Annotated in this window: 29 protein-coding genes; 12 read left to right on the top strand and 17 right to left on the bottom strand. The window is 67.6% G+C overall.

Going from position 1 to position 24,569, the window contains the following annotated elements; translation table 11 throughout:
• Nucleotides 1–79: 79 nt before the first annotated feature.
• The 6 genes from EV652_RS19945 to EV652_RS19920 form a co-directional block, all read right to left on the bottom strand.
• Nucleotides 80–490 carry a VOC family protein gene (locus tag EV652_RS19945; protein WP_132210664.1) on the bottom strand — a complete coding sequence of 137 codons (411 nt, stop codon included), beginning with the start codon at nt 488–490 and terminating at the stop codon, nt 80–82.
• Nucleotides 491–495: 5 nt separating this feature from the next.
• Entirely contained in the window at nt 496–936 is a 441-nt protein-coding gene (locus tag EV652_RS19940) for a helix-turn-helix transcriptional regulator (RefSeq protein ID WP_199238280.1), read from the bottom strand.
• 99 nt (nt 937–1,035) lie between these two features.
• Nucleotides 1,036–1,578, bottom strand: a complete 543-nt coding sequence (locus EV652_RS19935) for a GNAT family N-acetyltransferase (protein WP_132210663.1) — start codon at nt 1,576–1,578, stop codon at nt 1,036–1,038.
• Between the two features lie 226 nt (nt 1,579–1,804).
• Nucleotides 1,805–2,137: a cupin domain-containing protein gene (locus tag EV652_RS19930; protein ID WP_132210662.1), complete on the bottom strand. Its 333-nt coding sequence runs from the start codon at nt 2,135–2,137 to the stop codon at nt 1,805–1,807.
• Nucleotides 2,138–2,209: 72 nt separating this feature from the next.
• A complete protein-coding gene (locus EV652_RS19925; RefSeq protein ID WP_132210661.1) occupies nt 2,210–3,799 on the bottom strand; it encodes a hypothetical protein in 1,590 nt (529 codons plus the stop codon).
• A gap of 71 nt (nt 3,800–3,870) precedes the next feature.
• A complete protein-coding gene (locus EV652_RS19920) occupies nt 3,871–4,848 on the bottom strand; it encodes a saccharopine dehydrogenase NADP-binding domain-containing protein (RefSeq protein ID WP_132210660.1) in 978 nt (325 codons plus the stop codon).
• Between the two features lie 93 nt (nt 4,849–4,941).
• Between EV652_RS19920 and EV652_RS19915 the strand changes: the two genes are divergently transcribed.
• Together EV652_RS19915 and EV652_RS19910 are read left to right on the top strand one after the other, a co-directional pair.
• Nucleotides 4,942–5,910, top strand: a complete 969-nt coding sequence (locus EV652_RS19915) for a helix-turn-helix domain-containing protein (protein WP_132210659.1) — start codon at nt 4,942–4,944, stop codon at nt 5,908–5,910.
• 43 nt (nt 5,911–5,953) lie between these two features.
• Nucleotides 5,954–6,790, top strand: coding sequence for a hypothetical protein (locus EV652_RS19910; protein ID WP_132210658.1), 837 nt, complete (start codon nt 5,954–5,956; stop codon nt 6,788–6,790).
• Nucleotides 6,791–6,793: 3 nt separating this feature from the next.
• On the opposite strand, the gene EV652_RS19905 is transcribed toward EV652_RS19910, so the two are convergent.
• On the bottom strand, nt 6,794–7,801 hold the full coding sequence (locus tag EV652_RS19905; protein ID WP_132210657.1) for a DUF4037 domain-containing protein: 1,008 nt from the start codon (nt 7,799–7,801) through the stop codon (nt 6,794–6,796).
• A gap of 59 nt (nt 7,802–7,860) precedes the next feature.
• Between EV652_RS19905 and EV652_RS19900 the strand changes: the two genes are divergently transcribed.
• The 6 genes from EV652_RS19900 (at nt 7,861) to EV652_RS19875 (ending at nt 10,941) form a co-directional block, all read left to right on the top strand.
• Entirely contained in the window at nt 7,861–8,277 is a 417-nt protein-coding gene (locus EV652_RS19900; RefSeq protein ID WP_132210656.1) for a hypothetical protein, read from the top strand.
• A gap of 91 nt (nt 8,278–8,368) precedes the next feature.
• Nucleotides 8,369–8,767: a VOC family protein gene (locus EV652_RS19895; protein WP_242001867.1), complete on the top strand. Its 399-nt coding sequence runs from the start codon at nt 8,369–8,371 to the stop codon at nt 8,765–8,767.
• A gap of 20 nt (nt 8,768–8,787) precedes the next feature.
• Nucleotides 8,788–9,069: a Rid family hydrolase gene (locus EV652_RS19890; protein WP_132210654.1), complete on the top strand. Its 282-nt coding sequence runs from the start codon at nt 8,788–8,790 to the stop codon at nt 9,067–9,069.
• Nucleotides 9,066–9,575, top strand: coding sequence for an NUDIX hydrolase (locus EV652_RS19885; protein ID WP_132210653.1), 510 nt, complete (start codon nt 9,066–9,068; stop codon nt 9,573–9,575). Before EV652_RS19890 ends, EV652_RS19885 begins: the two co-directional genes overlap by 4 nt.
• A gap of 122 nt (nt 9,576–9,697) precedes the next feature.
• Entirely contained in the window at nt 9,698–10,447 is a 750-nt protein-coding gene (locus EV652_RS19880) for an SDR family oxidoreductase (protein WP_132210652.1), read from the top strand.
• A gap of 17 nt (nt 10,448–10,464) precedes the next feature.
• Entirely contained in the window at nt 10,465–10,941 is a 477-nt protein-coding gene (locus EV652_RS19875) for a GNAT family N-acetyltransferase (protein ID WP_132210651.1), read from the top strand.
• On the opposite strand, the gene EV652_RS19870 is transcribed toward EV652_RS19875, so the two are convergent.
• The 3 genes from EV652_RS19870 to EV652_RS19860 are packed head-to-tail and all read right to left on the bottom strand — an operon-like array spanning nt 10,906 to nt 13,267.
• Nucleotides 10,906–11,658, bottom strand: coding sequence for a phosphotransferase (locus tag EV652_RS19870; protein WP_132210650.1), 753 nt, complete (start codon nt 11,656–11,658; stop codon nt 10,906–10,908). The genes EV652_RS19875 and EV652_RS19870 overlap by 36 nt on opposite strands.
• A 41-nt stretch (nt 11,659–11,699) precedes the next feature.
• A complete protein-coding gene (locus EV652_RS19865) occupies nt 11,700–12,479 on the bottom strand; it encodes an MBL fold metallo-hydrolase (protein ID WP_132210649.1) in 780 nt (259 codons plus the stop codon).
• A complete protein-coding gene (locus EV652_RS19860) occupies nt 12,476–13,267 on the bottom strand; it encodes an alpha/beta hydrolase (RefSeq protein WP_132210648.1) in 792 nt (263 codons plus the stop codon). Before EV652_RS19860 ends, EV652_RS19865 begins: the two co-directional genes overlap by 4 nt.
• Before the next feature lie 139 nt (nt 13,268–13,406).
• On the opposite strand from EV652_RS19860, the gene EV652_RS19855 reads away from it, so the two are divergent.
• From EV652_RS19855 to EV652_RS19845, 3 genes are all read left to right on the top strand, one after another.
• Nucleotides 13,407–14,363: a helix-turn-helix domain-containing protein gene (locus EV652_RS19855; RefSeq protein WP_158441199.1), complete on the top strand. Its 957-nt coding sequence runs from the start codon at nt 13,407–13,409 to the stop codon at nt 14,361–14,363.
• Nucleotides 14,364–14,479: 116 nt separating this feature from the next.
• Complete coding sequence (locus EV652_RS19850; protein ID WP_132210646.1) at nt 14,480–15,352, top strand: AraC family transcriptional regulator; 873 nt, start codon at nt 14,480–14,482, stop codon at nt 15,350–15,352.
• A 111-nt stretch (nt 15,353–15,463) separates the two neighbouring features.
• A complete protein-coding gene (locus tag EV652_RS19845; RefSeq protein ID WP_132210645.1) occupies nt 15,464–16,228 on the top strand; it encodes an SDR family NAD(P)-dependent oxidoreductase in 765 nt (254 codons plus the stop codon).
• Between the two features lie 82 nt (nt 16,229–16,310).
• Here EV652_RS19845 and EV652_RS19840 read toward each other — a convergent pair whose 3' ends face one another.
• The 4 genes from EV652_RS19840 to EV652_RS19825 all read right to left on the bottom strand — a co-directional run bounded on the left by EV652_RS19840 (nt 16,311) and on the right by EV652_RS19825 (nt 19,709).
• On the bottom strand, nt 16,311–17,264 hold the full coding sequence (locus tag EV652_RS19840; RefSeq protein ID WP_132210644.1) for a small ribosomal subunit Rsm22 family protein: 954 nt from the start codon (nt 17,262–17,264) through the stop codon (nt 16,311–16,313).
• A 226-nt stretch (nt 17,265–17,490) separates the two neighbouring features.
• Nucleotides 17,491–18,156, bottom strand: a complete 666-nt coding sequence (locus EV652_RS19835) for a 4a-hydroxytetrahydrobiopterin dehydratase (protein WP_132210643.1) — start codon at nt 18,154–18,156, stop codon at nt 17,491–17,493.
• Nucleotides 18,157–18,210: 54 nt separating this feature from the next.
• Nucleotides 18,211–18,861: a dihydrofolate reductase family protein gene (locus EV652_RS19830; RefSeq protein WP_132210642.1), complete on the bottom strand. Its 651-nt coding sequence runs from the start codon at nt 18,859–18,861 to the stop codon at nt 18,211–18,213.
• A 68-nt stretch (nt 18,862–18,929) separates the two neighbouring features.
• Nucleotides 18,930–19,709, bottom strand: a complete 780-nt coding sequence (locus EV652_RS19825; protein WP_132210641.1) for a DinB family protein — start codon at nt 19,707–19,709, stop codon at nt 18,930–18,932.
• Between the two features lie 98 nt (nt 19,710–19,807).
• Between EV652_RS19825 and EV652_RS19820 the strand changes: the two genes are divergently transcribed.
• Nucleotides 19,808–20,209, top strand: a complete 402-nt coding sequence (locus tag EV652_RS19820) for an amino acid kinase family protein (RefSeq protein WP_132210640.1) — start codon at nt 19,808–19,810, stop codon at nt 20,207–20,209.
• Here EV652_RS19820 and EV652_RS19815 read toward each other — a convergent pair.
• Genes EV652_RS19815 through EV652_RS19805 form a run of 3 tightly spaced genes read right to left on the bottom strand, consistent with a single transcriptional unit; the run spans nt 20,202 to nt 24,516 of the window.
• Nucleotides 20,202–21,974: an ABC transporter ATP-binding protein gene (locus EV652_RS19815; RefSeq protein ID WP_242001865.1), complete on the bottom strand. Its 1,773-nt coding sequence runs from the start codon at nt 21,972–21,974 to the stop codon at nt 20,202–20,204. The genes EV652_RS19820 and EV652_RS19815 overlap by 8 nt on opposite strands.
• Nucleotides 21,971–23,737, bottom strand: coding sequence for an ABC transporter ATP-binding protein (locus EV652_RS19810; RefSeq protein WP_132210639.1), 1,767 nt, complete (start codon nt 23,735–23,737; stop codon nt 21,971–21,973). Before EV652_RS19810 ends, EV652_RS19815 begins: the two co-directional genes overlap by 4 nt.
• The gene (locus tag EV652_RS19805; protein ID WP_158441198.1) at nt 23,734–24,516 is read right to left on the bottom strand and encodes a phosphotransferase family protein; all 783 of its coding nucleotides are present in this window, start codon (nt 24,514–24,516) and stop codon (nt 23,734–23,736) included. The genes EV652_RS19810 and EV652_RS19805 overlap by 4 nt, the downstream gene beginning before the upstream one ends.
• Nucleotides 24,517–24,569: the final 53 nt, after the last annotated feature.

The raw sequence follows: 24,569 nt of genomic DNA, 5'->3' as shown, positions 1-24,569 counted from the left end.
TTCCGGTTCTGCTGTCGGCGATCGCGGCGCGCCCGGCTGAGGCGCGGGGTTCTCGCGCCTCAACTCGGGGAAGCTGCGGTCAGCCGGCCTTCTGAGCGATGCGGATCATGTTGCCCGAGGGGTCACGGAACGCGCAGTCCCGGACACCGTACGGCTGGTCGGTCGGCTCCTGAACCACCTCGGCGTCGGTCGCCTCGATCTTCGCGAACGTGGCGTCGAGATCGGGGGTTCCCAGGTTGATGCTGGCGTAGGTGCCCTTGGCCATCATCTCGACGACCGTGCGGAGCTCGTCGTCGGTGAGACCCGGGGTGGCGTCCGGCGGGTAGAGCACGATCGACACGGGCTGGCCGACCGGGCCGACGGTGATCCAGCGCTTCCCCTCGTACCCGACGTCCATACGGACCTCGAAGCCGAGGACGTCGCGGTAGAAGGCCACGGCGGCGTCCGGATCGTTGTGCGGTAAGTAGGTCTGCTGAATGGTGATGTCCATGTCGCTCACGCTAGTTGTCGCTCGGTGGGCGGCGCTTCTCGATTCCTGATCGGTCTGGTGACCTGTTTCGCCAGGCACGCCGGGATGCCCTCCGTCGAGCGCGCCTCCTCCTGCTCCCGGTACACGCTGGGCGGTACGCCGACGAGCTCGGTGAACCGGGTGCTGAAGGTCCCGAGCGATGAGCAGCCGACCGCGAAGCAGATGTCGGTCACACTCAGCTCGCCGATCCGCAGCAGCGCCATCGCGCGCTCGATCCGCCGCGTCATCAGATAGCTGTACGGCGCCTCGCCGTACGCAAGCTTGAACTGCCGGCTCAGGTGTCCCGCCGACATGTTCACCCCACGCGCCAGCGCCTCGACGTCCAACGGCTGCGCGTACTCCCGATCGATCCGGTCCTTCACCCGCCGCAACAACGCAAGGTCCCGCAGATCCTTCACCCCAGCCACCCCAAGATCATGCCACGCCCACCCCCGATCAACCCCTCCCGTCACTTTCCGTAGCTGTGTCGGGTCGGCTGAGTCAACCAGGAATGGCGTGAGGCGGTTCTAGGTGACGGGGAGGGTGCGGCGCGGGGCGGTGGAGGTGGTCATGCCGGCTGAATGGTAGAGGCGGAGGGCGTGGGTGGGGGTATTGGTGTCGACGTGGACGATCGTGCCGGTTCGGCCGGCGGCTGCGTCGAGGGCGAAGGCGTCGTGCAGGAGGAACGTGGCCAGTCCACGGCCTCGGAACCTCTCCACCACGCCGAGCATGTCGATGTAGCCGCAGTTCTCGGTTTCGACGTACTCGTCGCTGCAGGCGCGGATCGCGACCGCGCGCCGGTTGACCTCGAGCACCGTGAGCTGGGACCAGTCGAACGTCGCGCGGGCCTCGCGTTCCTCGATCCACACCTCGTGCGGGCGGGGGACGAAGCCGAACTGACCGCGGAAGCTGGCGATCAGGACGCCATGAGCTGCGCGGCGGCTGGCGTCATCGAAGGCGCCTCGACGTACCACGATGTCCGCCGGCACCTTCGCGGCGGCGACCGGTCCGGTGTGATCGATGCGCATCCGGTGGTACGTCGTACCGGTGGCGAAACCAAGGCCCGTCACGACTCACCGCGTAGCCGGACCCGACAGGAAAGAGTCGACCGATGCAGAGTCGGCGCCCCTGACCGCCGAGACATCAACCGCTCCCACCGGAACTGCGGCCGAGAGACCTGCGAGCACGCGGTCCGGATCGGCAGACGGAAATGGCCGGTACTGGTGATGTGAAAAGCCTTCACGATGCCCCCCTTGGACACTTAGTAGATGCGCCCGCGGGGACCAAAGTTGCCGATCAGACCACGCGTGAATGGTGGCGCGCCCAGACCAGCGGGCGCTCGTCGTCGGGGACCTGGTGGAGTTCACGGACCAGGGCGTCGATGTTGGGCGTCATCGTCACCAGCACCGACGTCGGCAGATCGCCGATCGTCGCGAAGGTGTGTGCTGTCCCAGCGGGTACGACGACGAACTCTCCGGGACCGAGTTGCCGTACCTCGGGCCCGAGCGTGACCGCGAGCGCGCCGGACAGTACGACGAACCCCTCGTCGCCACGGTCATGGACATGCAGCGGAGCCATAGGTTCTGGATGCGGGGTCAGATCCCAACGCCGCATGACAAAGTCAGCCACCCACCCGACCCTACTCGCGCGTGAGGTCGTAGATGAGGCAAGGCGAGTTGGCCTCGTCGCGCAGTGTCAGTGCTATCGGGCGTACTTCGCGCCCCAGTTCAGGTAGGCGACGTTGGCCAGGAGCCAGCCGAAGCCGATGGCTTGTTGGCCGTCTACTTCGGGGGTCGGCTGGTAGCGGTTGTAGAGCGCGAGGCTGTGCTGGTGCACGCCTGGATCCCACGGCGTTGCCTGCATCCAGCGGGGTGCTTGGTGAGCGACCGACGCGGCCCCGATCGCCGTACCTGCGACGGTGGTGTGGATTGCGGGCAACCCGTCGGCATCGGTGGTTGCGACGTTCTGGGTGTAGGTCCTGGCGAGCCGGGCCATGTCCTGGCCGGTGAACCCGAGCCGAGCCCGGAAGGCGCGCACCGCGAACTCGACATCGATCGCACCATGGCTGATGTCCTCGAACTGCCGAGCCGGCCCACCGGAAGGCGTGAAGATCGAGACGTCCGTCTCCGGCGACCCAGTCTTCGCGAAACCCTCGTAAACGCGCCCGCCCATCGGCCAGTAGCGCCATTGGTACGCGTCACCCGCATCGACCGTCAGCTGCCCGGCGAACATCTTCGACATGGCGGCGACCTTCCGCCGATACCCGCGATCGCCGGTGGCCAGCGCTAGCTCGACCAGGGTCTGGCCGAGTCCGACTGATTGGTTGATCGGCTGCTCGCATCCGTCGTACGCGAGCGGCTGTTCCTTCGGCCAGATCAGATGTCCCTCGCCTGCCGGCGTCTCGCGGTATTCCCAGTCGTGTACGGCGACCGCCTCGCGGCACGCGGTGAGGTACTCGGCCGCCTTCGTCCGGTACCGTCCCTGCAGGACTGGCGAACCACCTACGATCCGGACGAAGCTGGCGATCGGGTACGTGATCATGCCGGTGTGTACGGCGAAGATCACCGGCTTCGTGAGCATCGGGAACTCACCTGTCGCCGGGACCAGCCCCGCACCACCTGAAACATCTCGCGCAGTCAGCTGCAACGGTCCCGGCGCCGCCGTGTAGATCCGGCTCACCGCGTAGTCCGGACTCGCCGGATCCATGGTGAGATCGGTCAGCGTGACGGTGCGATTCACCTGGGTGTTCACCAACTGGACCGTGAAGGCATCCGCACGGGAACCGGCGGTGACGGTCACTTTGGTGTCCTCGGCGTACGGCAGCGCCTGCCGCAGCTCCAGCACCGCATGACCGTTGCTATCGGCAAGAGTCGTGTAGCCGGTGGTGTACGGGTGATCGGCACGCCAGGCCGGCAGCGAGAGCCCGCGGTAGTCGGTGACGCCGCGCTCGCTGTCGCGGACCGAGAGGACCTGGTCGACGTTGTCGATCAGCCGGTCGAGGTAATACGTGTCGCGGTACGTCTCGTACATCCGGATCAGCCCGAGCAGCACATACGACTGACTCCAGGCCAGCATGCCGGACCGGCCGTCGGCGTTGGTGTTGTCGTTCGGCTGGTCCGGCTGACCCGGTCCGCCCTGCTGGAACAGCCGGTCCCAGTCGTCGAACGTCGTACGGGCGGTGTAGTCGATCTCCGCGGCGAACGCGGGAGCTGCGGAGAGAGCTGATCCGGCGACGGCTCCGGCCGCGGCCACACCGCCCATCCGGAGAAAGTCGCGACGGTTGAGATTCATGGTGGGCGGCCTCCGGCTGGACGTGGGCGGACGTGCTGCGGGGAGACTCACATCCTCTCGCAGGTATGGCGTTATGGCAGCTCGACCGAGAGGTGCGGCGCCAGCGACCGCAGGAAATCGGCCGCGTCGAACATGGCTCCGGCCGAGGCCACCCCCGTTGTTCGCGTTTGTCCGGCGAGCAACCGCCGTACCGCTTCGACCGCCAAGGGCGCGGTGACCGCGTAGATGTCTCCACCCCGGGCGATCGCCCGACGTTCGACGCCGTCGGCGCGGACCAGGACGTCGACAACGAACGTCTGGTCGGCATCCCCGTGCGCCGGGGGCGCCGGCGTGTCCGGGTTCGCCAGGTCTGTTGCCGCCTCGATTGTCATACACGTCCGCACGTCTGGTACGTCGACATGACTGGGAACTGTCACGACATCAGCCATGGTGAAGTCAGCGATCACCGTGCGCCGGCCGAGCGGCTCCGGGAACAGCCAGTCCTGCTGCGTCGGCTTGTCGTCGTGGTACTCCAGCGCACCGTTCCGGAAGCGCACCCGCCGACCCGCCCGCCGATCGTGCGACACCTGACCCGCCATCCGAGTGCCCGGCGTGGGATGCCAACTGTTCAAGCCATACGCGACGCGCACCTCATCCGCTGTGGTCCACTCCCCCAGCGCCGCGGTCACGAGCAGGTCACCCAGTCCGCCGTAGAACGCCATCGCCGGAACCACTGGTGTCTCGGCCTTGGCGTAGTCGGCGAACGTCGACACGTTCGCCTCGATCTCGGCCGCGACATCGACGTACGGGATCCCGGCACGCAGGGCCGCCTCGATCACCGGGCCGGCGGTCGTGGCGAACGGGCCGGCGCAGTTGATGACCGCTGCCGCACCGTCGAGCGCACGGTCCAGCGCACCCGCGTCGTCCACCGTCGCCGGGCGTACGTCGTCTCCGCTCAGCCGGGCCGCGTCACGACCGGAGACGATCGGCGTGAAGCCGCGCTCGGCCAGTTCGGCGACGACGAAGCGGCCGGTGTGCCCGGTCGCTCCATAGACCACTACTGCAGACATCCGTGTTCCTCCACTCGTTGGTGCGACGAGTCTCGCCGTCCGACGGGCACGAGCGTGAGAGTCCGGAACGCCACCATGCGTACACTTTCGGACATGCACACCGTCGCGCTGGCGACCGCCGGCCACCTGCTCCATTTCGAGCTCGGCGTCGCCTACGAGATCTTCGGCAATCCCCCGCTCGAGGCATCGGGGAGCTGGTACGACGTACTGCTCTGCGGACCGGGTCCGGTCCAGGTCGGCCCGTTCTCGGTCGAGCCCGACCACGGGCTCGACCGCCTGGTGAGCGCCGACACCGTGATCGTGCCGGCGTGCGCCGATGTCGACGAACCACCGCCGCCCGAGCTGGTCGACGCCGTACGTGCTGCCCATGAGGCGGGTGCGCGGGTGGCGTCGCTGTGCACGGGCGCGTTCGTACTCGGCGCTGCGGGACTGCTCGACGGTCGGCGCGCGACCACGCACTGGGGGCACACTGCGGAGCTGAGTGCGCGGTATCCGCTGGCCGAGGTTGATCCGGACGTGCTCTACACGGACAACGGCAGCGTGCTCACTTCAGCCGGCAAGGCCGCCGCGGTGGACCTCAGTCTCCACCTGATCCACCTCGATCACGGGGCCGCGATCGCCAACAGCGTTGCCAGGCGTCTCGTCGTACCGCCGCACCGGTCTGGCGGCCAGGCGCAGTTCGTGGCGACGCCGGTCGAGGTGAACGGCGACCACAGGCTTGCCCAGTTGCTCGCGTGGGTGCTCGAGCGGCTGGACGAGCCGTTGACCGTGACTGACATGGCTCGGCGGGCGAACACGAGTCCTCGCCACCTTGGTCGGCAGTTCCGATCGGTGACCGGGCAGACGCCGCTGCAGTGGCTGCTGACCCAGCGGGTACGGCGCGCTCAGGAGCTGCTGGAGACGACGGATCAGAGTGTCGAGTCGATCGCTGTGGCGACTGGGATGGGTACGGCCACCACACTGCGGCGCCAGTTCAAGCGGGTCGTCGCGGTGCCGCCGGACACCTACCGGCGCGCCTTTCGTGATCCATCGGCGGGCGACGTACCGGGCCGGCGGCGTTAGGAAGGGTCTCGCGGGTGCCAGCCGTGCGGCGTAATGTCAGCCTATGGTGCCGTTCGGCCGGAAGACTCCGGTCCAGTTGACCGTCGAGCCGTCGACGGTTGCCGCCGGCGAGGAGATCATCTGCCGCGTTGACGTCGGGAAGATCGACGCCAAGGTTCAAGGTGGCCGGATCGAGCTCGGCTATCTGAACTCCTACTGTCGGGTCAGCCGGGACAGCGCCGGGGAGGACTCGGAGGGCTGGACCACCGAGTGGGTGCCGGTCCAGACGGTCCCACTGTTCGCCGGTACCCCGGAGCCCGGTCAGCGGGTCTTCAGCTTGTGCCTCCCACAGGAGGCACCCCCGAGCGTCGACGCCGCCGTCGCTTGGGAGGTCCGGGCCATCGTGGACCGTCGTCGAGGCTTCGACGCTTGGGACGAGGCGCCGCTGGTCGTCCAAGGCGCCCCCGGCATGCTGGCACATCGCACGCAGACTCCGACGGAGTATGCGACCGAGATACCGATGACCGTCGAGCTCACGACCCGAGAGCTTCGGCCTGGTGGCAATCTGGCCGGCACTGTGACCGCGAACCCGACCGTCGAACAGCACACGCGGGGCTTGCGTGTTCAACTGGTCAGCGAGCGCCACGAGCAGGACGGCATCGTCGAGCGCGACGTCGAGGCCGTCGTGACGCTTTCCGGCGAAGCTGAGCTGCGGCCCGGCGTATCGATCTCTTCCCCCTTCCAGATCGCCGTCCCCGCGGACCCCGCCCCGTGCTGGGACGCGAAGTACAACTCACAGCACTGGTACCTGGAGGTCGTCGCCGACCTGCCGATGATGCGGGACGAGGTCACTCGCATCGAGCTGCTGGTCGCCCACGGACGGAAAGAGCCGAGGGGCTGACGGCTAAGGATGGGTGACGGCGGCTCGTCGCGCAGCAGGATCAACGAGTACGGCGACGTTGTCCGTCCGCTGCTCAACGCTCCCCCGGCCTCGGGGCAGGTCAGGAGCGTCGGCCAGCAGCGTGGCGATGATCGCGTCGTTCGCGTGCAGGTACGGACGATCGAAGAAGTCCACCGTCGCCGGCCCCGGAGCGGGCAACCCGACCGCGCGCTGCCGGTTCAGCAGATGCTCCAGGGCCCTGCCGAGCTGCTGCTGCCGGTAGCGCCAATGGTCAGCCTTCAAAGTCTTCCGCAGCGCGTCACCCACCTCGCGCGCACAAGGCAGTTCAGCGAACAGCGTCCCGCGCCATTTCGGGTACGGCGGCCAACGCCGCTCGATCATGAACGCCAGGTGCACCGCGACGTCGACGAGCCGCGCCGCGATCACCCGTGAACCGATGTCGTCGCCGAGATCCCCGGCGCGGCTCATCAACGGCATCTCCTCCTGCAGCCGGAGCCAGTCGCACGCCAGGACGTATCGCCAGACGTCATCCGGGTACCACTGCAGCCGATCCCGGACGGCGGAGATGTCGCCGACCTGATCGACGAACACCGGCCCGCCGACCACCTCCAGGACAGCTTGGCCGGTCACGGTCAGCCAGTCGATTGTCGACAATTCGTCCCGAGGGTCGAAGCCGAGCCGCCCGCGGACAAATCCCTCCGCCGACGCGACCTCGACGTGGTGGATGCTCTCGGTCTGTCCGGTGAACGGGAAGTGCGTCGGCAGACCGGCGTACGTCTTGGGCAACTCCGCGGCGAGATACGCGTCCACCTCGTCGCGGCTCGCCTCGTCGACGAGGAGCGTGAGGCGCAGACCCCAGTCGTGGTCCCGGGAGGTCGCATCGTCGAGACCCAGTACGTCGGAGCCACCGCCGAGCCGACCGGCAGCGTGCTGGAGCTCCGGCCACTTTGCCGCGAGCAACGGTCCGACCACGTCGTCGTAGTACGCGCGAGCCAACCCCCGTCCATCCACACCTCGATACTGCCGGACCTGCCTGCATCACACGAGGGGATTTCCGATACCGTGACCGCGTGTCGGGCGAACCTGTTGAGCGCCAACGCGCCTCCGGTTGGCCGCCGGGAGACGCGTTGGCCGTCGTCGCGATCGTGCTCGCACTGGGCGCGCCGGCCCTGCTCGGCCTCTCGCGCACCGTGCAGACCCCGCTCATGGAGACCGCGCCCGCCAGCATCACGGTCGCCCTCGCGATGAGCGCCGCGGTCGCGATCCTCCGCCTGATCGAGCCTCGCCGCGCCGCCCTCCGCCTCGCCCGCGACGGAACCCTGGGCCCCAGGCTCTATCTGTTCATCGCCTGTCTCTGGCTCCTCTGCCCGATCATCTCGACCGTCCGCCTCACCGCGGACCCGTCCACCCTCACCGCGGCGGCCATCCTCGCTCAGTTGGCCGCCATCGCCGTGATGTTCCACCACGCCCGGAGCTCAGCCGCCTAGCTGGGATGGTCGGGGTGGGTGATAGTCAGTGGGTAGTTCGTGGGCTGCGGTGGTTGAGGAGACGGTTGTTGTGGCGGGATATCCGAGGAAGATGCACACGGCGCTGGACACGACGGATGTGCGTGGGTTGGCGGAGTTCTACCGGAAACTGCTCGGTTTGCGGTACCGGCCTGGGGATGAGCGGCCGGCCGACGGGTCTGTCGACGATGCCGACTGGCTGGTTCTGGTAGATGACGACGGGAATCGTCAGTTGGCGTTTCAGCAGGTCAGCGTCCTGCCGCGATCGACCTGGCCGTCGCATGACGTGCCGATGCAGTTGCACGTCGACTACGCCGTGCCGTCGCTCGAAGAACTGCAGCACCACAAACAGCGTGCGGTGGACCTCGGCGCCGAGGTGCTCCTCGACCGCACGACCGAAGGCGGCGAGCCCCTGTACGTCCTGGCCGACCCAGCCGGTCACCCGTTCTGCCTTCTCGTCGGGCGGCCCTGACGTCTGCCTAGACTCCGTGGATGGTCAGACACTTCAATCCAGCGGGTGTTTGGGCACCTGACGGGCGAGCGTTCAACCAGGGCGTGATCCAGCCCGAAGGGCGCGTCATCCATGTGACCGGGCAGGTCGCCTGGGATCCGAACAGCGTGGTGGTCGGAGTCGGCGACGCCGCGACCCAGCTCCGCAAGAGCTTCGAGAACGTGCAGGCGATCCTCGCCGAGGTCGTCATCCCCGAACTCCTCGTCGAGGTACTCCCCATCGCGGTAGTCCCGCCGAACCGCTTCCACGACTCCACCCCATGACCGCCCTGCACCTACCCCAACGACTCACAGCCTTCACGTGCACCCTCAACTCAGCAGGCCACGTCTTGATGGTTCGCCATGAGCGCCTCGGCGTAGTCCGCTGGGAACTGCCCGGCGGACACGTGGAGCCCGGCGAAACTCCTGCCGAAGCAGCAACCCGCGAGACCTTCGAGGAAACCGGCCTCCAAGTCGACGTCACCCACCTTGTCGCCGAATGCCGCCACCACTGGCGCCACCGCGCGGTCGGCATCCTCTACTTCTTGGCGACGCCAGCAGCCGACCACCGCCCCCGTCTCGTCGAACCAGGCATCCAAGCCATCGACTGGCTCGATCCGAACGAGCTCGATCCCGACGACACCTCCGCGCTCGCGCTCCCCGTCGTACGCCACCTCGCAACGAGCCGTCCCGCCCACCCTCTCCTCTTCGAAGCAACCCACCTTCAGACCCAGTCCGGTTGGGAACCTCGCCTCACTCGAAGCTGGCTTCGGCTCGGCCGATGTTGGTAGCTGCACCTTTGTGACATCTGCAGGCGGTGGTGTTCGTCACCTGGCGACACCGTCACAGCGGCTCGGTCGTCGGCATCTTGTGTTCGTTCAGTGCGCACAGAGGACGAAGTGAGGACGAAGGCATGAGCAAGATCGCGCTAGTGACAGGGGCGAACAAGGGCATCGGCCGTGGAGCTGCCGAGCAACTCGCTGCGCTGGGTATGTCGGTCCTGATCGGCGCCAGGGACCCGCGGCGCGGCGAGGAGGCTGCTGAGGCACTGCGAGCGGAAGGCGGTGACGTGCACGCGGTCACCCTGGATGTCACCGATCCGACCACCGTCCGGGAGGCGGCGAAGCAGATCGAGGAGCAGTTCGGACACCTCGACGTACTGATCAACAACGCCGGCATCACCGGTTCCGGACAGGTATCGCCCCAGGACGCCTTCGATCAGGTCCCCAGCACCGTCGAGCTGGAGATGGTCCGGGCGGTGTTCGACACCAACGTCTTCGGGGTGATCGCGGTGACCAACGCGATGCTGCCATTGCTGCGGCGGTCACCGGCACCGCGCATCGTCAACGTCAGCAGTCACGGCGGGTCGCTGACCCTCACCAGTGATCCGGACGGCCCGTTCGCAGCACTCCTGCCGTCGGCGGCGTACGTGCCGTCCAAGGCTGCGCTCAACGCGCTGACGGTCCAGTACGCCAACGAACTGCGCAAGGACGGCTTCCTCGTCAACGCCGTCGCCCCTGGCTTCGTCGACACCGACAGCAACAACCACACCGGTTTTCTCACGGTCGCGGAGGGCGCCGCGGTCCTGGTCCGCCTGGCCACGCTCGACGCCGATAGTCCGACCGCCGGCTTCTTCAGCGAAGATGGCCCTGTGCCCTGGTGACCCATAGGCTTCAGCCCATGTTTCGCGAGGCTGGGGCCAACGACTTCGAGGCCGTCATGCGGTTGTATCGGCAGCTGCATCCCGGGGATCCCGTACGGCGGGACGGCGCCGACGCGGAGGTGTTCGCGCAGATCCTGAGGGCTCCGGGTCTGCGGCTGTTCGTGCTCGAGGTCGACGGCAAAGTCGTCGCGACGACGTACCTGAACCTCATCCCGAATCTCACCCGCGGTGCGGCCCCGTACGCCGTCATCGAGAACGTCGTCGTCGATGCCGAGGTGCGGGGATCCGGGCTCGGGAAGCGGATCATGGCGGGCACCTTGCAGGCGGCGCAGGATGCCGGTTGCTACAAGGTGATGCTGATGACGGGATCACGAAGAGAGTCCACGCACGGGTTCTACAAGGCCTGTGGATTCGATGGTGATGCGAAGACCGCGTACGTCGTCCGGCCGGGGCGGGAGTCACGGCAAGGAGTCGAGGGCGACCTGCAGGTCTAGGTGCCGGCCGGCCGCCAGCATCCGTTGGTACGTCGGGTCGCCGGCCTCGGCCGCCTGGGTCATTAGACCCAGCTGCAATGTGAGCCGTTCGGCGATCAGGTCGATGATGTCCGCGGTCGTGCCTTGCCACTTGTTCTCCCGGAGGAAGAGCTCGAGGCGGGGCAGGCGAGAAGCGAGGTCTGTGAAGCCTTCGGCGGCAACGACATGCGGGGCATGGAGCGGGGTCCACGAGAAGGCGACCCAGGCGACATCCAGTTCAACCGTCACCGGCCCGGCCATGTCCCAATCGACGAAGCCGACCAGACCGTCCGGGTTCCAGACGGCGTTGTACGGCGCTGGGTCGTTGTGCGCGATGATCAGGCCCGGTCGCCACGTCTCGCCCTCGCGCCAGCGCGCGTCCGTCGGCGGGACAAAGTCGGCGACAGCCGCGTGGTAGCGACGCAGCCATCGGGCCACGTCCACCAGCGCCGACCCGCTGTGCGTCCACGACGGCCAGGGCCTTGCGTTCCCCACGGTCTGCCCGGGCAGGAAGCTGACCATCTCCCGCCCCTCGGCATCCACCCCCAACGGCCGAGGCGCACCCTCGAACCCGGCCGCGTCCAAATGGGCGAGCAACGCATGCACCGAAGCGGTCCATGGGCCCGCGGTACGGCGGACGATGCCGTCAACCAACGAGGCACCCTCGTCGAACCCACCGTCCAAACGCCCATCAGTCATGCGCCACATGCTGCCAAAGCATCCGGCGCAGCGCCCACCGATTAGACCGACACCAGCCCCGTCACGCCGAGCTCGAGCCACCGCGCCTCAAGACCACCGGCAGCGAACGCCCCCGCAACCCCCGACCGCCCCTGCGAGAAGTGACTCCACCCCTCGTAATGCACCGGGATCACCGTCTGCGGCCGTAGCAACGAGCACAGCTCAACCCCGTCCCGCCCAGTCATCGAGTAGCGCAACGGCCCGGTCACACCGAACCGCACCGCCCCGAGGTGAAGCAGCACCGTCCCCACATCGAATCGACCGCCGACCTGACGCATCCCGTCGTACAGGACGCTGTCGCCCGACACCCACAGCGCCCCGTGCTCCTGCCCTGGCCACTCCACCGCGAACCCGATCACGTCACCCGTGATCGACCGGCTCAGTGGCGGCCCGTGTCGACAAGGTGTCGCCGTGATCGACAGCGGCGGCCGTCCCGGCCGGTTCAGCGTATGGACAGCCCATGGCGCCAACCCGACAGCCCCGCCACCAAGCCGGGCAGCACCAGTCACCGTCGTCACCACGGCACCCACCCGGGGCAGCAGCGCGCGTCCCAAGTCGTCGAGGTTGTCGGCATGCTGATCGTGCGTCAGCAGTACTGCGTCGATCTCCGGCAACTCGTCGACACCGAGCGCCGGCCCGACCAGCTTGACCGAGGACGAACCCCACCCGAAGCTGTACCGGCGACCGGGCGGGTCGAACGTCGGATCAGTGAGCAGCCGCCAACCGTCGACCTCGATCAGCGTCGTCGGGCCGCCGATGTGGGTGATCCGGGCGAGACTCACGAGTGGGCCAGCGCCCAGTCCAGTACCTCATCGGCGATCCGCTCCCAGCCTTCCTGCGCGGGCAGCAAGTGCGCGTAACCGTCGTACTCCCGGATCTCCGTGACCGACTTGGACTTGTAGTGCTTGGCGTTCGAGCGCTGCACCTCCGGCGGCATGATGTGGTCCTCGGAACCGGATACGAACAGCAGCGGCGCGCGCGAGTCGTTGTGGTAGTCGACCCAGGTGTCCTGGTGACCCGGCTGGAAATTCGCCAGCACGCTTCCCCACAGGATCCCGCCGTTCGCCGGGATCGCGTACCGCTCGTACAGCGCGCGGGCCTCGTCCTCGGCGAACGTGTTCGTGAAGGCGTAGTTCCACTGCTCGAAGGTCAGCGGGACCGCCTTGTGCCGGTTCGCGGGGCTCTTCAGCACCGGGAACGTCGACTTGACCTGCGACACCGGTACGACGCGCACGCCCTCGGTCGGTGCGGAGTTCATCGCCACCCCGGCCACACCGAGACCGTGGTCGAGCAGGATCTGCGTGAACGCCCCGCCGGCCGAGTGCCCGATGATGATCGGCGGTGCGTCGAGGGCGCGGATCACCGACTCCAGGTGGTCGATGATGGCCGGCACGGTGACTTTCAGTACCGGCGTCGGGTCCGCGTTCAGAGACTCCACCTCGACCTCGAACCCGGGGTAGCCCGGCGCGAGGACCTTGAAGCCGCGCGCCTCGTAGTGCGTGATCCAGTGCTCCCAGCTCCTCGGCGTCACCCAGAAACCGTGAACCAGCACGATGGTGTCAGCAGGCATGATCGTGTGTCCTTCCCTCCGGGAGGTTTGCCGGAAACGTAGCTGTCCGGACGGCGTCCTTCGTAGGATGTGCGTGCACGGATCTGGGCTGTGTCTGCACAGTTCGCCCCCCAGGTTCCAGGGGTGGAGGGGGTTGTGGATGGCCGTGCTGCTCGATACCGCCGTACTGCCGAAACAGGACCGGGCCGAGGCGTTCTATGCGGCGATGATGTCGGCGAGTGTGCCGTCCCGGGTCGAGCACGAGGATCCGTCCGGCGACGTGCACGCCCGGATGGATTTCTGGCGCCTCGGTACGCCGGATCTGTTCCGTAACGAGGGGTCCGGGATCCGGCTGGTCCGTACGCCGAAGCACGTCCGGATCGGCGGTCCGGAGCGGCTCGCACTGGCCGTGCAAGTGATCGGGTCGGGTGTGTTCAGTCAGGGCGGCGTGGATCAGCGGGTCCGCACCGGGGAGTTGATGCTGGTCGATCTGACCGCGCCGTACGACTTCGCCTGGAGCGGTCGCGGCGCGTCACTGGCGTTCCAGATCGACTACGACGACCTCGAGCTGAGTGTCGAGACGATCCGCACAGCCGCGCGCCGGTTGCCCAGCAGTCCGCTGTACGACCTGATGCTGCACCATCTGACCGTGCTGCCCGGGATCATCAGCTCGCTGCAAGGCACCGAGTCGGCCGACCTGGTCGGTACGGCGACGACGCAACTCGTCCGGGCACTGCTGACATCCGCTGCGGACAACGACGTGCAGCACCCGCATGCGATGGCCGACGTACTGTTCACCCGCATCACCTGGTACGCGCGTCAGCACCTGGCCGACCCCGATCTGACACCGACCCGCATCGCGGCGGCGCACAACATCTCGCTCCGCTATCTCTACAAGCTGTTCGCCGAGCAGCACCTCAGCCTTGAGCAGTGGCTGATCACCGAGCGCCTCAAAGGCGCCGCCCGCCAGCTCGCCGACCCCGCGTACCGCCATCGTTCCATCGCGGCCATCGCCGCCGGTTGGGGTTTCCTGGACCCCGGCCACTTCACCCGCCGCTTCCGCAAAGCGCACGGCATGACACCGCAGGAATGGCGACGGACTACGCACCGACCCTGAACACCAGCCCCGGTGGCAGCATCGATCTCCAGTACACCTTCACCCTCGACAACGACCTGATCATCCGCCTCGTCATCGCACCCTGAGGTAGACGGTTTGCGTAGCCTGAACCTGTCATGGACACAGCGATGGCGGAGTTGCGTTCGTTGATCGCCGCCGCGGCCCGCCGCGAGCCGCCGATCGACGGGTTGCTGCTGTCCGTCGTCGAGGCACCGACTCCCCCGATGGCATCGCTGGCGACGCCGGTGTTCGCGCTCGTCGCACAGGGCAGGAAGCGGCTCGCGGTCGGCGACCAGGTCTTCGAGTACGGCGCCGGCGACTACCTCGTGGTGTCAGTGGATCTGCCCGTGACCGGCCATCTCACCGAGGCGCCGTTCCTGGGCGTCGGGCTGACCTTGCGATCCGACGCCATCGCCTCGCTGCTCCTGGAGCACCGACCGGTCGGCGCGACGGCCGGCTTCTCCGTCACCAAGGCGCCGGCCGACTTGATCGACGCGGTGGTCCGGCTGCTGCGGCTCGCCGGCGATCCCGAGGACGCGCGGGTGCTCGCGCCTATGGTCGAGCGGGAGATCCTCTGGCGACTGTTGCGCGGTCCGAACGGCGCCGCCGTCCGGCAGATCGGTCTGGCCGACAGCAGCCTGTCGCACATCGGGCGGGCGATCCGGTGGATCCGAGACCACTACACCGAACCGTTCCGGATCGAGGAACTCGCCGCGATGGTCGGGATGAGCGCGTCAGCGTTCCATCGGCATTTCCGGACGGTGACCGCGATGACCCCGATCCAGTTCCAGAAGAAGATCCGGCTGCAGGAGGCGCGGCTGCGGCTGGTCGGTCTCGGCGAGGACGTCACCAGTGCCGGGTATGCCGTGGGCTACGACAGCCCGTCGCAGTTCAGCCGCGAGTACCGTCGCGAGTTCGGCACGCCGCCGAGCCGCGACGCCGTTCAGCTCCGCGCGGCACCGTCGTACCAGATGCCTACCTTTCCCTGAATCAGGCAGGATCGTGCAAGTCATCACGAGCAATGGTCTACGGGAACTCCTTGCCTGCAGCGTCTACTGATCGTGTACCCATTCACAACTCAGTAGGAGATTGGCACGATCATGCAGGTAGCCATAGTCACCGGTGGGAGCTCCGGTATCGGGCAGAGCGCGGCCTTCGAGCTGACGAAGCGCGGTGTCGGAGTGATCCTGACCTACCACGGCAACGCGGCCGGCGGTCTGGAAACGGCCGAACGCATCGAGAAGGACGGCGGTACGGCGGTCGCTTTGCGGCTGGACGTGAGTCGTAGCGACACCTTCGACGACTTCAAGACTGCCGTAGCGCAGAGCCTGGCCGAGCGGTGGAACCGGACCTCCTTCGACTTCCTCGTCAACAACGCCGGCGTCGGGCAGCAGCCGGTGCCGTTCGAGGAGACGACCGAGGAACTGTTCGACCAGATGCTGCGGATCCACCTCAAGGGGCCGTACTTCCTGACCCAGACCCTCTTGCCTCTGCTCGAGGACGGTGGAGCGATCGTGAACACCAGCAGCAGTTCCGCTCTCGACAACACCAAGCCCGAGCCGGGCTACTCGGTCTACGCGAGCATGAAGGGCGCCCAACTGGTGCTCACCCGCTACCTGGCCAAGGAGTTCAGCGGTCGCGGCATCCGGGTGAACGCGGTCGCGCCGGGCGTGACCCGGACACGCCTCGGCGACGACGCGTTCTCGAAGTACCCCGAACTGATCCCGCCGCTCGCCGCCCGGACCGCGCTCGGCCGGATCGGCGAATCCGACGACATCGGCAAGGTGATCGCCTTCCTCCTCTCCCCCGACGCCGCCTGGATCACCGCTCAAACCCTCGAAGCCTCCGGCGGCTACGACCTCTGACGGGGTACCGAAGGACAGGAGGTGTCCGCCCATGCCGGGCCCGATCGTGGCGACACGCCGGACGGCCCCTCGGCCAACTCGACTACCTCCTGTCGTTCGGTACCCACACATCCCCCCACGAGGCCGAGCGGGCCTTCCGGTACTCCTCTTTTGAAGCTTTACGGACAGTCAGTCGCTGACGAGTGCCGGTGGCGACACAGAGGTCCAGCACGACCTGGCCCTTCGGGCTGCTCGGTCGCGTGATGATGCGGGCCTCGGCTGGATGGACGGGCGCGCGGGTGGCGACGAGGTAGGTGAACTTCTCGTCCTCGTAGTTACGGATGCCGTTCTTCAGAAGCCGGTGGAGTTCACTCCGGGGAAGTCGTACGGCGAAGTGGCACCAGTCGCTCGTGGCCAACGGACAGGCGTGCTGGTGTGGACAGGGCGCGGCGATCGTCAAGCCGTGCTGGATGAGTTGCTGCCGTACCTCGAGGATCCGGTGGAAGCCGCGTGGTGTGCCGGGTTCGACGATCACCACCGTGTCCGCAGTCTCGGCCGCGGTGGTGATCAGTCGGTGGCGCGTGGCTTCGGAGAGCTCGTTGAGGACGTAGGCGATCGTGATCAGGTCGACGCGGCGGTCCGGGGTCCAGCGTCGGAGATCGGCAGTGGTCCAGCGTTGGTTGCTGCTGGCAAGGGTTGCGATCAGGCGGCGACCGAGCCTGATGGCCGCTGGTTGTCGCTCGACGATCTCGGTTGTGATGGTTGGCCAGAGGCCGGCGGCGGCCCAGGCGGCGGCTCCGGTGCCGCCGCCGAGGTCCAGGTGCGTGGCTACGTCGGTGTCCACGGCGAGTAGGGCGGCGCGGATCGCGTGGTAGGTGGCCGGCATGCGGAAGACGGCGTACGCGAGGCAGTCGAGGTCGTCCGCCATGCCGAGGGTGGTGTCGTCGACTTCCTCGGCGCGGTAGCGGGCTGACATGGCGGCGACGCGAGCGCGCAAGGCGTCGTGCTTCACGCCGTCGAGGGCCTGGGTGAGGGCAGCATTCAGTTGTGTGTCCACGATGGACAGCTCCGGTTCGGTCGGTACGGGGTGCGCGCGGGCGCACAGGACCCGCGGCCTACGCCGCGACGTACCAACCGGTCCGGAGAGTTACTGAGCAGATTTACCGATCAGACAAGGAGGGGTCGGTACGGAACCGGATAGCCATGCAAGCCATGACGCACCTCCTCGATCGGACTGTTTGGCCGACTGTAGCCAACAGACGGCGCGGAATGCTCCTGGTTTATCAGCGGTCGAGGCAGGTGCAGATACAGACCTTGTTGCCCTCGGGGTCAGCCAGCACCGTGAACGCGGGCGCTTCCTTGTCGTAGGTGATCCGGCCGCCTGCCGCGACGCCGGCGGCGATGCGTTCCTCCGCGACGTCGTAGGGCACCCAGAGATCGAGATGGAAGCGCTGCTGTGGAGTCTCGTGGGCGTCCGTGCCCTGGAACCACAGGTTCGGCACGCGTCCCGTCGGATCGACGACATTGCCCGACTCGTACGACTCGGTGCTTCCGGTGAGGACGGCGGCCCAGAACGGACCGACCGCCGCGAGGTCCGCGGTGTCCAGCGCAAGCTCGAGCTGCCGCACCGCCGAGGGCTCAGCAGCGATCCCCATCGACTGCGCGATCGAGCTGATCCGCCGCGCCAGCTCGATATCGCGCTGAGTCACCCACGCGAACACGTGCTCGGCGCCGTCGTCATCCCGGTAGACGGCATCCTGACTGATCAGCTTCACGTCGACGAACGTGTCGGCCAGCCTGACCTCCGCGCAGCCCTCGCCGACGGCCTCCGCAAAGCGAACGCCGTCGGCGAAGGACCCGGTCAGGAATCGTCCATGCAGGCCCTGGGCAAGTTTGCGCCAGTCGTCCAGGCCGGCATCCAGGATCCCCTGCGTCATCACTGCGTCCATGTCCGCTCCCCAATCACCCAGTGCATCGAGGCTAGGACACAGCACCGACAAACGTCAGATCAGGACCTCCTTGCCGTCCTCGACCACGATGTCGCCGGTGCCGACCGAACCGAAGCCGTCCTGCCGCAGCGTCAGCGACACCACGCCGTTCTGCACCTCCCCGGAGGTGATCTTGTACGTCGACGGTACGGCGCCGTCCTCGAACAGCCGCTTGCCCGTGCCGATCACGACCGGGAACTGGATCAGCCGGTAGGTGTCGACCAGGCCGGCGTCGTGCAGCGTCCGCGCGAGCTGCCAACTCCCGTGGACCTGCAGCTCCCGGCCGGGCTGTTCCTTCAAGCGCCGTACTTGGTCGATGATGTCGTCGCCGCGCAGTACGGTCGTGTCGCCCCAGGCGGCGTCCTCGTCGGAGAGGGTGTTGCTGACGACGTACTTCTTCCACGTGTTCAGCGCGGTCGAGACGATGTTGTCCGGCTCGACCGTCACCTGCGACCAGAAGGTGCGCATCATCTCGAACGTCGACCGCCCGAGCAGGAACGCGTCCGCCTCGCGAAACCACCCGTCGACCGGGTCCAGCTGCCCCTCGCCCGCGTGCGGTACGAGCCAGCCGCCGTGCTCGAATCCGTTGCTCCGGTCCTCGTCCGGCCCGCCCGGGCCCTGCATGACGCCGTCCAGGCTGACGAAGGTGTTGACGCTGAGCTCCATGATGTCTCCCGAAGGTTGTCGGTGTCTTCTCGGCTACGCGTCGAACCGCCTGGACCGAACTCGACACCTCACTTCTGAGAATTTCCGGACTCGAGGACGGCGAGGTCACGCTCGGCGTACATCCGGTGCTCCCACTCCTCACCCAGGATGCAGCTGAGACACTCGCTGACCTGGTAACTCTCCGACGCCGGGTACCCGGGTTCTGTCACCGGCTCGGTCATCTCGGTGAGCCGCTCGTCGGTGAGCTCGGCGAAGACGGTACGGACCGTCGCCATCCGGTCGGCCCGCAGGGCGAGCACCTCGTCGAGTGACGGTTGGACGGCGCGATCACGCGGAATCGGCGGCGTGTCGCGCATCTCGTCGTGCGGCAGGTCCAGCGGATCCCACGGCGCCGGATCGCCGAGGACGGCACGCCGTACCCAGGCATCCGTGGCGAAGACCAGGTGACGCTGCGTCTGGATGAACGACCACTCTCCGTCGACGGATTCGTGCAGCATCGCCGGCGGCAGCTTCCGGGCCCGCTCGACCGTCTCACCCCACAGCCGCTCGAGCAGCTCCCACGCCTCCCGGTAGCCGTCGGCGTCGGCCGGGCTCATCTTCTCCCGACCGGGGTGACGACGGTTGAGCTCGGCATCGATCAGCGGTACGACGTCCACACCCCACACCGTGAGATTCCGAATGTCACCGTCGATCGACACGTCCCGCACCACCGCACGGATCGTCGCCCCATCCAGATTGACATTGTCGAACCGCGCGCCGCGCAGATCGACGTCGTGGAACACCGCGCCCCGCAGCGACAGCTCCTCGAAGCGAGCCCCGGCGAGATCCTCCTGCTTGAACTCGGTCATCTGGTCAGCGTGCCGCGCACCCGCCCGCCCGTCCAGAGCCGTGCCGGTCGAATCCGTGGTAGACCTGCTGCCGCGAGTGTCCCCGGCGAAGGAGCAGCATGTACCGCAGGCTCGTCCTCAAGCTGTCCGGTCAGGCGATCGCCGGCTCGAGTGAATTCGGGTTCAGCAGCGACCGGCTCACCCACCTCGCCAACGAGGTGATCGCGCTGCGTGCGACCGGTGTCCAGCGTGCGGTCGAGCTGGATGCCGACGCCCTGCTCGTCGCCAAGAACGGCGCCGACGGTGTGTACGACGCCGACCCGAACACGTCCCCGACCGCCACCCGTTTCGACCACCTGACCTATCAGGAGGTCATCGACCGCGGCCTCGGCGTGATGGACCAGTCCGCGTTCATCCTGGCCCGCGACCATCGCCTCCCGCTCCACGTCTTCGACATCGACCAGACCGGCGCAGCCAGCACCATCGCCACCGGCAACCACCTCGGCACCCTCATCAACTGAGGCGATACGCACGGGCCTGGATGTCGTAGAGCTCGGCGTATTGGCCGCCTGCCGCGACCAGCTCGTCATGTGTACCGACCTCCGCGATGCGGCCTGAATCCATCACCACGATGAGGTCAGCGACACGGACCGTCGTGAATCTGTGAGTGACGAGGAGGGTTATGGCGTTGGTGGTTCGGGCTTGGTGAGCGGCGTTGGCGTAGCGGTGGAAGAGTTCGTGTTCGGTCGTTGGGTCGAGTGCGGACGTCGGCTCGTCCAGGACGAGTAGCAGTGGTTGGTGGCGCATCAGGCCGCGGGCAATCGCGAGGCGTTGGCGCTGGCCGCCGGAGAGTTCGACGCCGTCGTCCCAGGTGGTCCCGAGCTGGGTGGACAGTCCGTTCGGTAGCGCGTGCAGGACGTCCTCGGCGGCGGCGTCGCGGAGCGCCTGGTGCACACGGGGCTCGTCGTCGACCGCAGCCAGGTCGCCGAGTCCGACTGCCTCGCGGGCGATCAGTTCGAAGTCGGCGAAGTCCTGGAATGCGCCCGACAGCCGTGACCGCCACGCCGCCGGGTCGAACTCGGCGAGATCCTTGCCGTCGACCAGGATCCGGCCGTCGCTCGGGCGATACAAACCGGTCAGCAGCTTGACCAGAGTCGACTTCCCGGCGCCGTTCTCGCCGACCAGGGCAACCACCGAACCGGCCGGCAGGTCGAGATCCACCGAAGCCACCGCGTCGGAGTCCGAGCCCAGATGACGAAACCGGACCGCCTCCAACCGGATCCCGGACTCCAGTTGTTCCGGCGGTTCCGAAGTACCGCCTCCGGCTGTCTGTACGACGTAGTCCTGCAGCCACACGAAGCGCGATACGTTCCGCATCAGCCTGGCGGTGTCCTGGACGGCGTTCGTCAAGATGCCGCTCACGTTCTCCAGCCCGCGCACCGCGGTGACCGCAACCACGAGCGCCGCCACTGAGACAGCACCGCGCAGAGCGTCGTACGTCATCCAACCGAGGACACCGATCGCGGCACCGAAGAAGACGCCGGAGATCCCGGCCGACAACAGCGCGCCCTTCCGCGCGCCGCGGACCAACGGTCGTTGCCAGGCGGTCGCGCTGTCCCGAACCCGGTGGCGCAGTTCCTGCCGCAGTCCGAACACTCGTGCCTCGGCTCCTCCGTACGGCGAGGTGACCAGATCGACCAGGTGTTGCGTCAACCGCGAGGGCGCGGCGCTCTCTTCCTCGGCCGCGCGACCCCAGCGAGTGGTCCAGCGGCCCGTCAGCAGCCGCGGAAATCCGAGGGCCGCGAGGATCAGTAGCCGCCAGTCCGCGGTTGCCGCGACGACGAGGATGCCGGTGGCGAAGGCCAGGTTGTTCAGGATGTTGAGCAGCATGTTGAGCGCGCCGCCGAGCGTCCCCTGGCCGTCCCGCAGGGTCTGGGTCCGATCGAGATAGTCGGGAGACTCGAGGTGCTCGAGCGTCGGGACCCGAGCGATCAACTCCGCGATCTTGGCGTCGAAGTCGAAGCCGACCCGCTCCATCAGCGCGATCCGCGCATTCGTGCCGACGATGCCCAGCAGGTTCTGCACACCGGACACGGCCACCAGGGCGGTGACCGCGACCAGCATCTGCCCGCGATCGGCCGCGATCGCGCCGGCCACGAACAGCCCGAGGAACCATGGAGTCGCCGCGCGCAGCAGGCGCCCGATGGTCTCGGCCAGACACGAGAACGCGAGGCCGGGGCTCACCCGGAACGCGGCCGTCAGCACCATCCACACGCCGCGCCTCATCGGAACCGCCCCGCCTGCAACCGGAACAACGCAGCGAACTGACCATCCGCGGCCATGAGTGCGTCGTAGCTGCCGTCCTCGACGATCCCTCGCTCCGGATCGAGTACGACGATGCGCTCGGCGTGCCGCACGCTCGACAGTCGGTGCGTCACCAGGATGGTCGTGACGCCGGCCGTCATGTCCAGGAACCGGTCGAAGAGAGCAGCCTCGGTCCGCACATCCAGCGCCGCAGTCGGCTCGTCCAGGATCAGTACGCCGGCGCCACCCGCAACAGCCGTCAACGCGCGAGCCAACGCGACTCGTTGCCACTGACCACCGGACAGTTCGGTGCCACCGTCGTAGTCAGGCGAGAGGACCGTCTCCCACCCGACGCGCTTCAGCAGTACGCCGCCTGCCGCGTCCATCAGCGCCTTGTCGAGCAGCGGCTGCTCGTTGCGGATGGCAACAGCTCCGAGGCCGACGTTGTCACGCAACGGAAGGTGGTAGCGGACGAAGTCCTGGAAGATCGCAGCCACCCGCGGATTCCCGGTGATCTCGTCGGCCGGATCGTTGCCGTCGACCGTGATCGTGCCGGTGTCGGGCCGGTAGAGCCCGCACAGCAGCTTGATCAACGTCGACTTACCGGCACCGTTCGCGCCGACGACTGCGATCGACTGACCGGCCGGGATCTCCAAGCTCAGTCGCGACAAGGTCGGCTCGGTGCGCGTCGGATAGGTGAAGGTGACGTCCTTCAGCTCCACTGCCAGGGCACCGTTGGCTTCACGCGGCGTCAACGCAGGCGGCGGTGCGAGATCAGTTGACGGCAGACCGGCCTCGCGACGGAGCCCGACCAGCCCGGCGACAGTCGCGGCGTACTGGCCAAGTGCCCGCTGCCCATCCCCGAGGATGCCGAACGCATCCATCGCCAGCACAGCCTGCAGCAGCGTCACCACAGCCGCCACTCCGACCTGCCGATCGGCCACGTCATCCGCCAGCAGTGTCAGCACCCCAGCGATAACCACCGCCGTCACCACACAACTGAGGTACACCGGCCTGAGACCGCGCTGACGCGACGTCCACAGCTCGGCCATCGCGGACAGCCACGTGAACCGGTACCGCTCCAGCAACCAGTCCGCCAACCCGAACAGCCGTACCTCCTTCGCCCACGCCGACTGCGTCAACAGCCCACGCAGGTACGCCGCCCGGCGCCGAGGCCCGGCCGACGTCTGCATCACCCGGTCGAACGAGGCGTCCACCCACCGCGTGAACGTCCACGCCATCACCACGAACGAGCCGGCCAGCACGAACGGCACCCACCACCGCCACGTCAGCAGTACGACGAACGCCCCCACACCAGCGAGTCGCGCGCTGAGCACCTGCCAGGTGCTGTTCAACCCGAACATGAACGTCCAGTCGCGGGTCGCTTCCACAACAGCCTGCAGCCGACCCGAGAACCCCGGCGAGTCGAGCAGTTCGAGACCCTGTGGACGCAGACTTGTCTCAGCGAGCAATTCCAGCACGTACGCCGCCGTCGCAGCCGTCGTCCTCGCGGTCAACCAGGCCATCAACGACGACAGCAACGGACCGCCGATCATCAGGCCGCCCATGACTCCGAACCACGGCCAGACCGACCCGTCGCCCGACAACGCGGCGATGAATTGGCCGATGGCAACCATCAGCCCTGTCCCGACAGCTGCCTCGAGAATCACCACGATGACGGCCGCGAGCATCCAGCCGGGGCAGGCGCGCCACATCACCCTGGCCTGCAGCCAGTACCGGCTCATGCGGTGAGCTCGTTGGTCATGGTGGTGACGTGGGCGGCGAACCAGTCGCCGCCGGCGCGGTGCTCGGCGTGCAAGGCCATCAGGCACCACAGGACTCGGTACATCGACAGCGTCTTCTCGAGACCCGCCGTACTGAGGCCGTAGCCGGCCAGGAGCGCCTTGGTTGGTACGTCGCCGGACATCGAGAAGCGGGCTATGTCAAAGAGTGGGTCGCCGTACATGGTGTCGCCCCAGTCGATGACGCCGGTGAGTTCGTTGCCGACGGCGTACAGATGGCGAGGGTGCAGGTCGCAGTGCAGCAGCACCGGTTCGACGTCGGCCACGGTGGCGACGAAGGGTGGGATGATCACGCGGAGGCGCTGGGCGAGGTCGTCGGGCATGATGCCGGCGAGGACGTCGAGCCGCTCGATCAGCTGCAGCAGCCGCTCGGCCCAACTGCCGTCGTCCCCACGGATCTCGTGCAGGCGGCGGAGCCCACGGCCGAGCTCGGTGATGACCGCTTCGGCACTGGACGCGCTGCCAGGGACCTCGGCACAGATCAGGTACGTCGGCTCGACAACCAGGATCTGTGGAGCCGGCACACCGACGGATCGGGCCCGCTCACAGGCGCGGGCCTCGGCCTCGACCGTGTCGCCGGATTTCAGGTAGACCGTCTCCCCGGACACGGTCTGCAGGCGGAAGGTCTGGTTGCCGGCGAAGCCCTGGACGGATTCCACCTGAGCGATCGGGCCGACGACAGCGGCAGCGAGAGCGCGGGCGTCGAGAAGGGGCGGCGTCACCACGTCAGAGTAAGCGACTGTGAAGCCCCCAGCTAAAAGGTTTGCCGACCACC

Origin of the sequence: Kribbella steppae, from assembly GCF_004342025.1 — a bacterium.
GTDB classification, from domain to species: Bacteria; Actinomycetota; Actinomycetes; order Propionibacteriales; family Kribbellaceae; genus Kribbella; species Kribbella steppae.
This window is presented reverse-complemented; position numbering and strand designations above follow the sequence as displayed.

Coding starts and splice junctions, on each gene's coding strand:
- EV652_RS19880 (WP_132210652.1), top strand. CDS start 9,698: ATGAGCAAGATCGCGCTAGTGACAGGGGCGAACAAGGGCATCGGCCGT.
- EV652_RS19855 (WP_158441199.1), top strand. CDS start 13,407: ATGGCCGTGCTGCTCGATACCGCCGTACTGCCGAAACAGGACCGGGCC.
- EV652_RS19875 (WP_132210651.1), top strand. CDS start 10,465: ATGTTTCGCGAGGCTGGGGCCAACGACTTCGAGGCCGTCATGCGGTTG.
- EV652_RS19910 (WP_132210658.1), top strand. CDS start 5,954: ATGGTGCCGTTCGGCCGGAAGACTCCGGTCCAGTTGACCGTCGAGCCG.
- EV652_RS19895 (WP_242001867.1), top strand. CDS start 8,369: ATGCACACGGCGCTGGACACGACGGATGTGCGTGGGTTGGCGGAGTTC.
- EV652_RS19915 (WP_132210659.1), top strand. CDS start 4,942: ATGCACACCGTCGCGCTGGCGACCGCCGGCCACCTGCTCCATTTCGAG.
- EV652_RS19835 (WP_132210643.1), bottom strand. CDS start 18,156: ATGGACGCAGTGATGACGCAGGGGATCCTGGATGCCGGCCTGGACGAC.
- EV652_RS19830 (WP_132210642.1), bottom strand. CDS start 18,861: ATGGAGCTCAGCGTCAACACCTTCGTCAGCCTGGACGGCGTCATGCAG.
- EV652_RS19870 (WP_132210650.1), bottom strand. CDS start 11,658: ATGACTGATGGGCGTTTGGACGGTGGGTTCGACGAGGGTGCCTCGTTG.
- EV652_RS19860 (WP_132210648.1), bottom strand. CDS start 13,267: ATGCCTGCTGACACCATCGTGCTGGTTCACGGTTTCTGGGTGACGCCG.
- EV652_RS19815 (WP_242001865.1), bottom strand. CDS start 21,974: ATGAGGCGCGGCGTGTGGATGGTGCTGACGGCCGCGTTCCGGGTGAGC.
- EV652_RS19920 (WP_132210660.1), bottom strand. CDS start 4,848: ATGTCTGCAGTAGTGGTCTATGGAGCGACCGGGCACACCGGCCGCTTC.
- EV652_RS19845 (WP_132210645.1), top strand. CDS start 15,464: ATGCAGGTAGCCATAGTCACCGGTGGGAGCTCCGGTATCGGGCAGAGC.
- EV652_RS19810 (WP_132210639.1), bottom strand. CDS start 23,737: ATGAGCCGGTACTGGCTGCAGGCCAGGGTGATGTGGCGCGCCTGCCCC.
- EV652_RS19925 (WP_132210661.1), bottom strand. CDS start 3,799: ATGAATCTCAACCGTCGCGACTTTCTCCGGATGGGCGGTGTGGCCGCG.
- EV652_RS19820 (WP_132210640.1), top strand. CDS start 19,808: ATGTACCGCAGGCTCGTCCTCAAGCTGTCCGGTCAGGCGATCGCCGGC.
- EV652_RS19825 (WP_132210641.1), bottom strand. CDS start 19,709: ATGACCGAGTTCAAGCAGGAGGATCTCGCCGGGGCTCGCTTCGAGGAG.
- EV652_RS19850 (WP_132210646.1), top strand. CDS start 14,480: ATGGACACAGCGATGGCGGAGTTGCGTTCGTTGATCGCCGCCGCGGCC.
- EV652_RS19885 (WP_132210653.1), top strand. CDS start 9,066: ATGACCGCCCTGCACCTACCCCAACGACTCACAGCCTTCACGTGCACC.
- EV652_RS19945 (WP_132210664.1), bottom strand. CDS start 490: ATGGACATCACCATTCAGCAGACCTACTTACCGCACAACGATCCGGAC.
- EV652_RS19890 (WP_132210654.1), top strand. CDS start 8,788: ATGGTCAGACACTTCAATCCAGCGGGTGTTTGGGCACCTGACGGGCGA.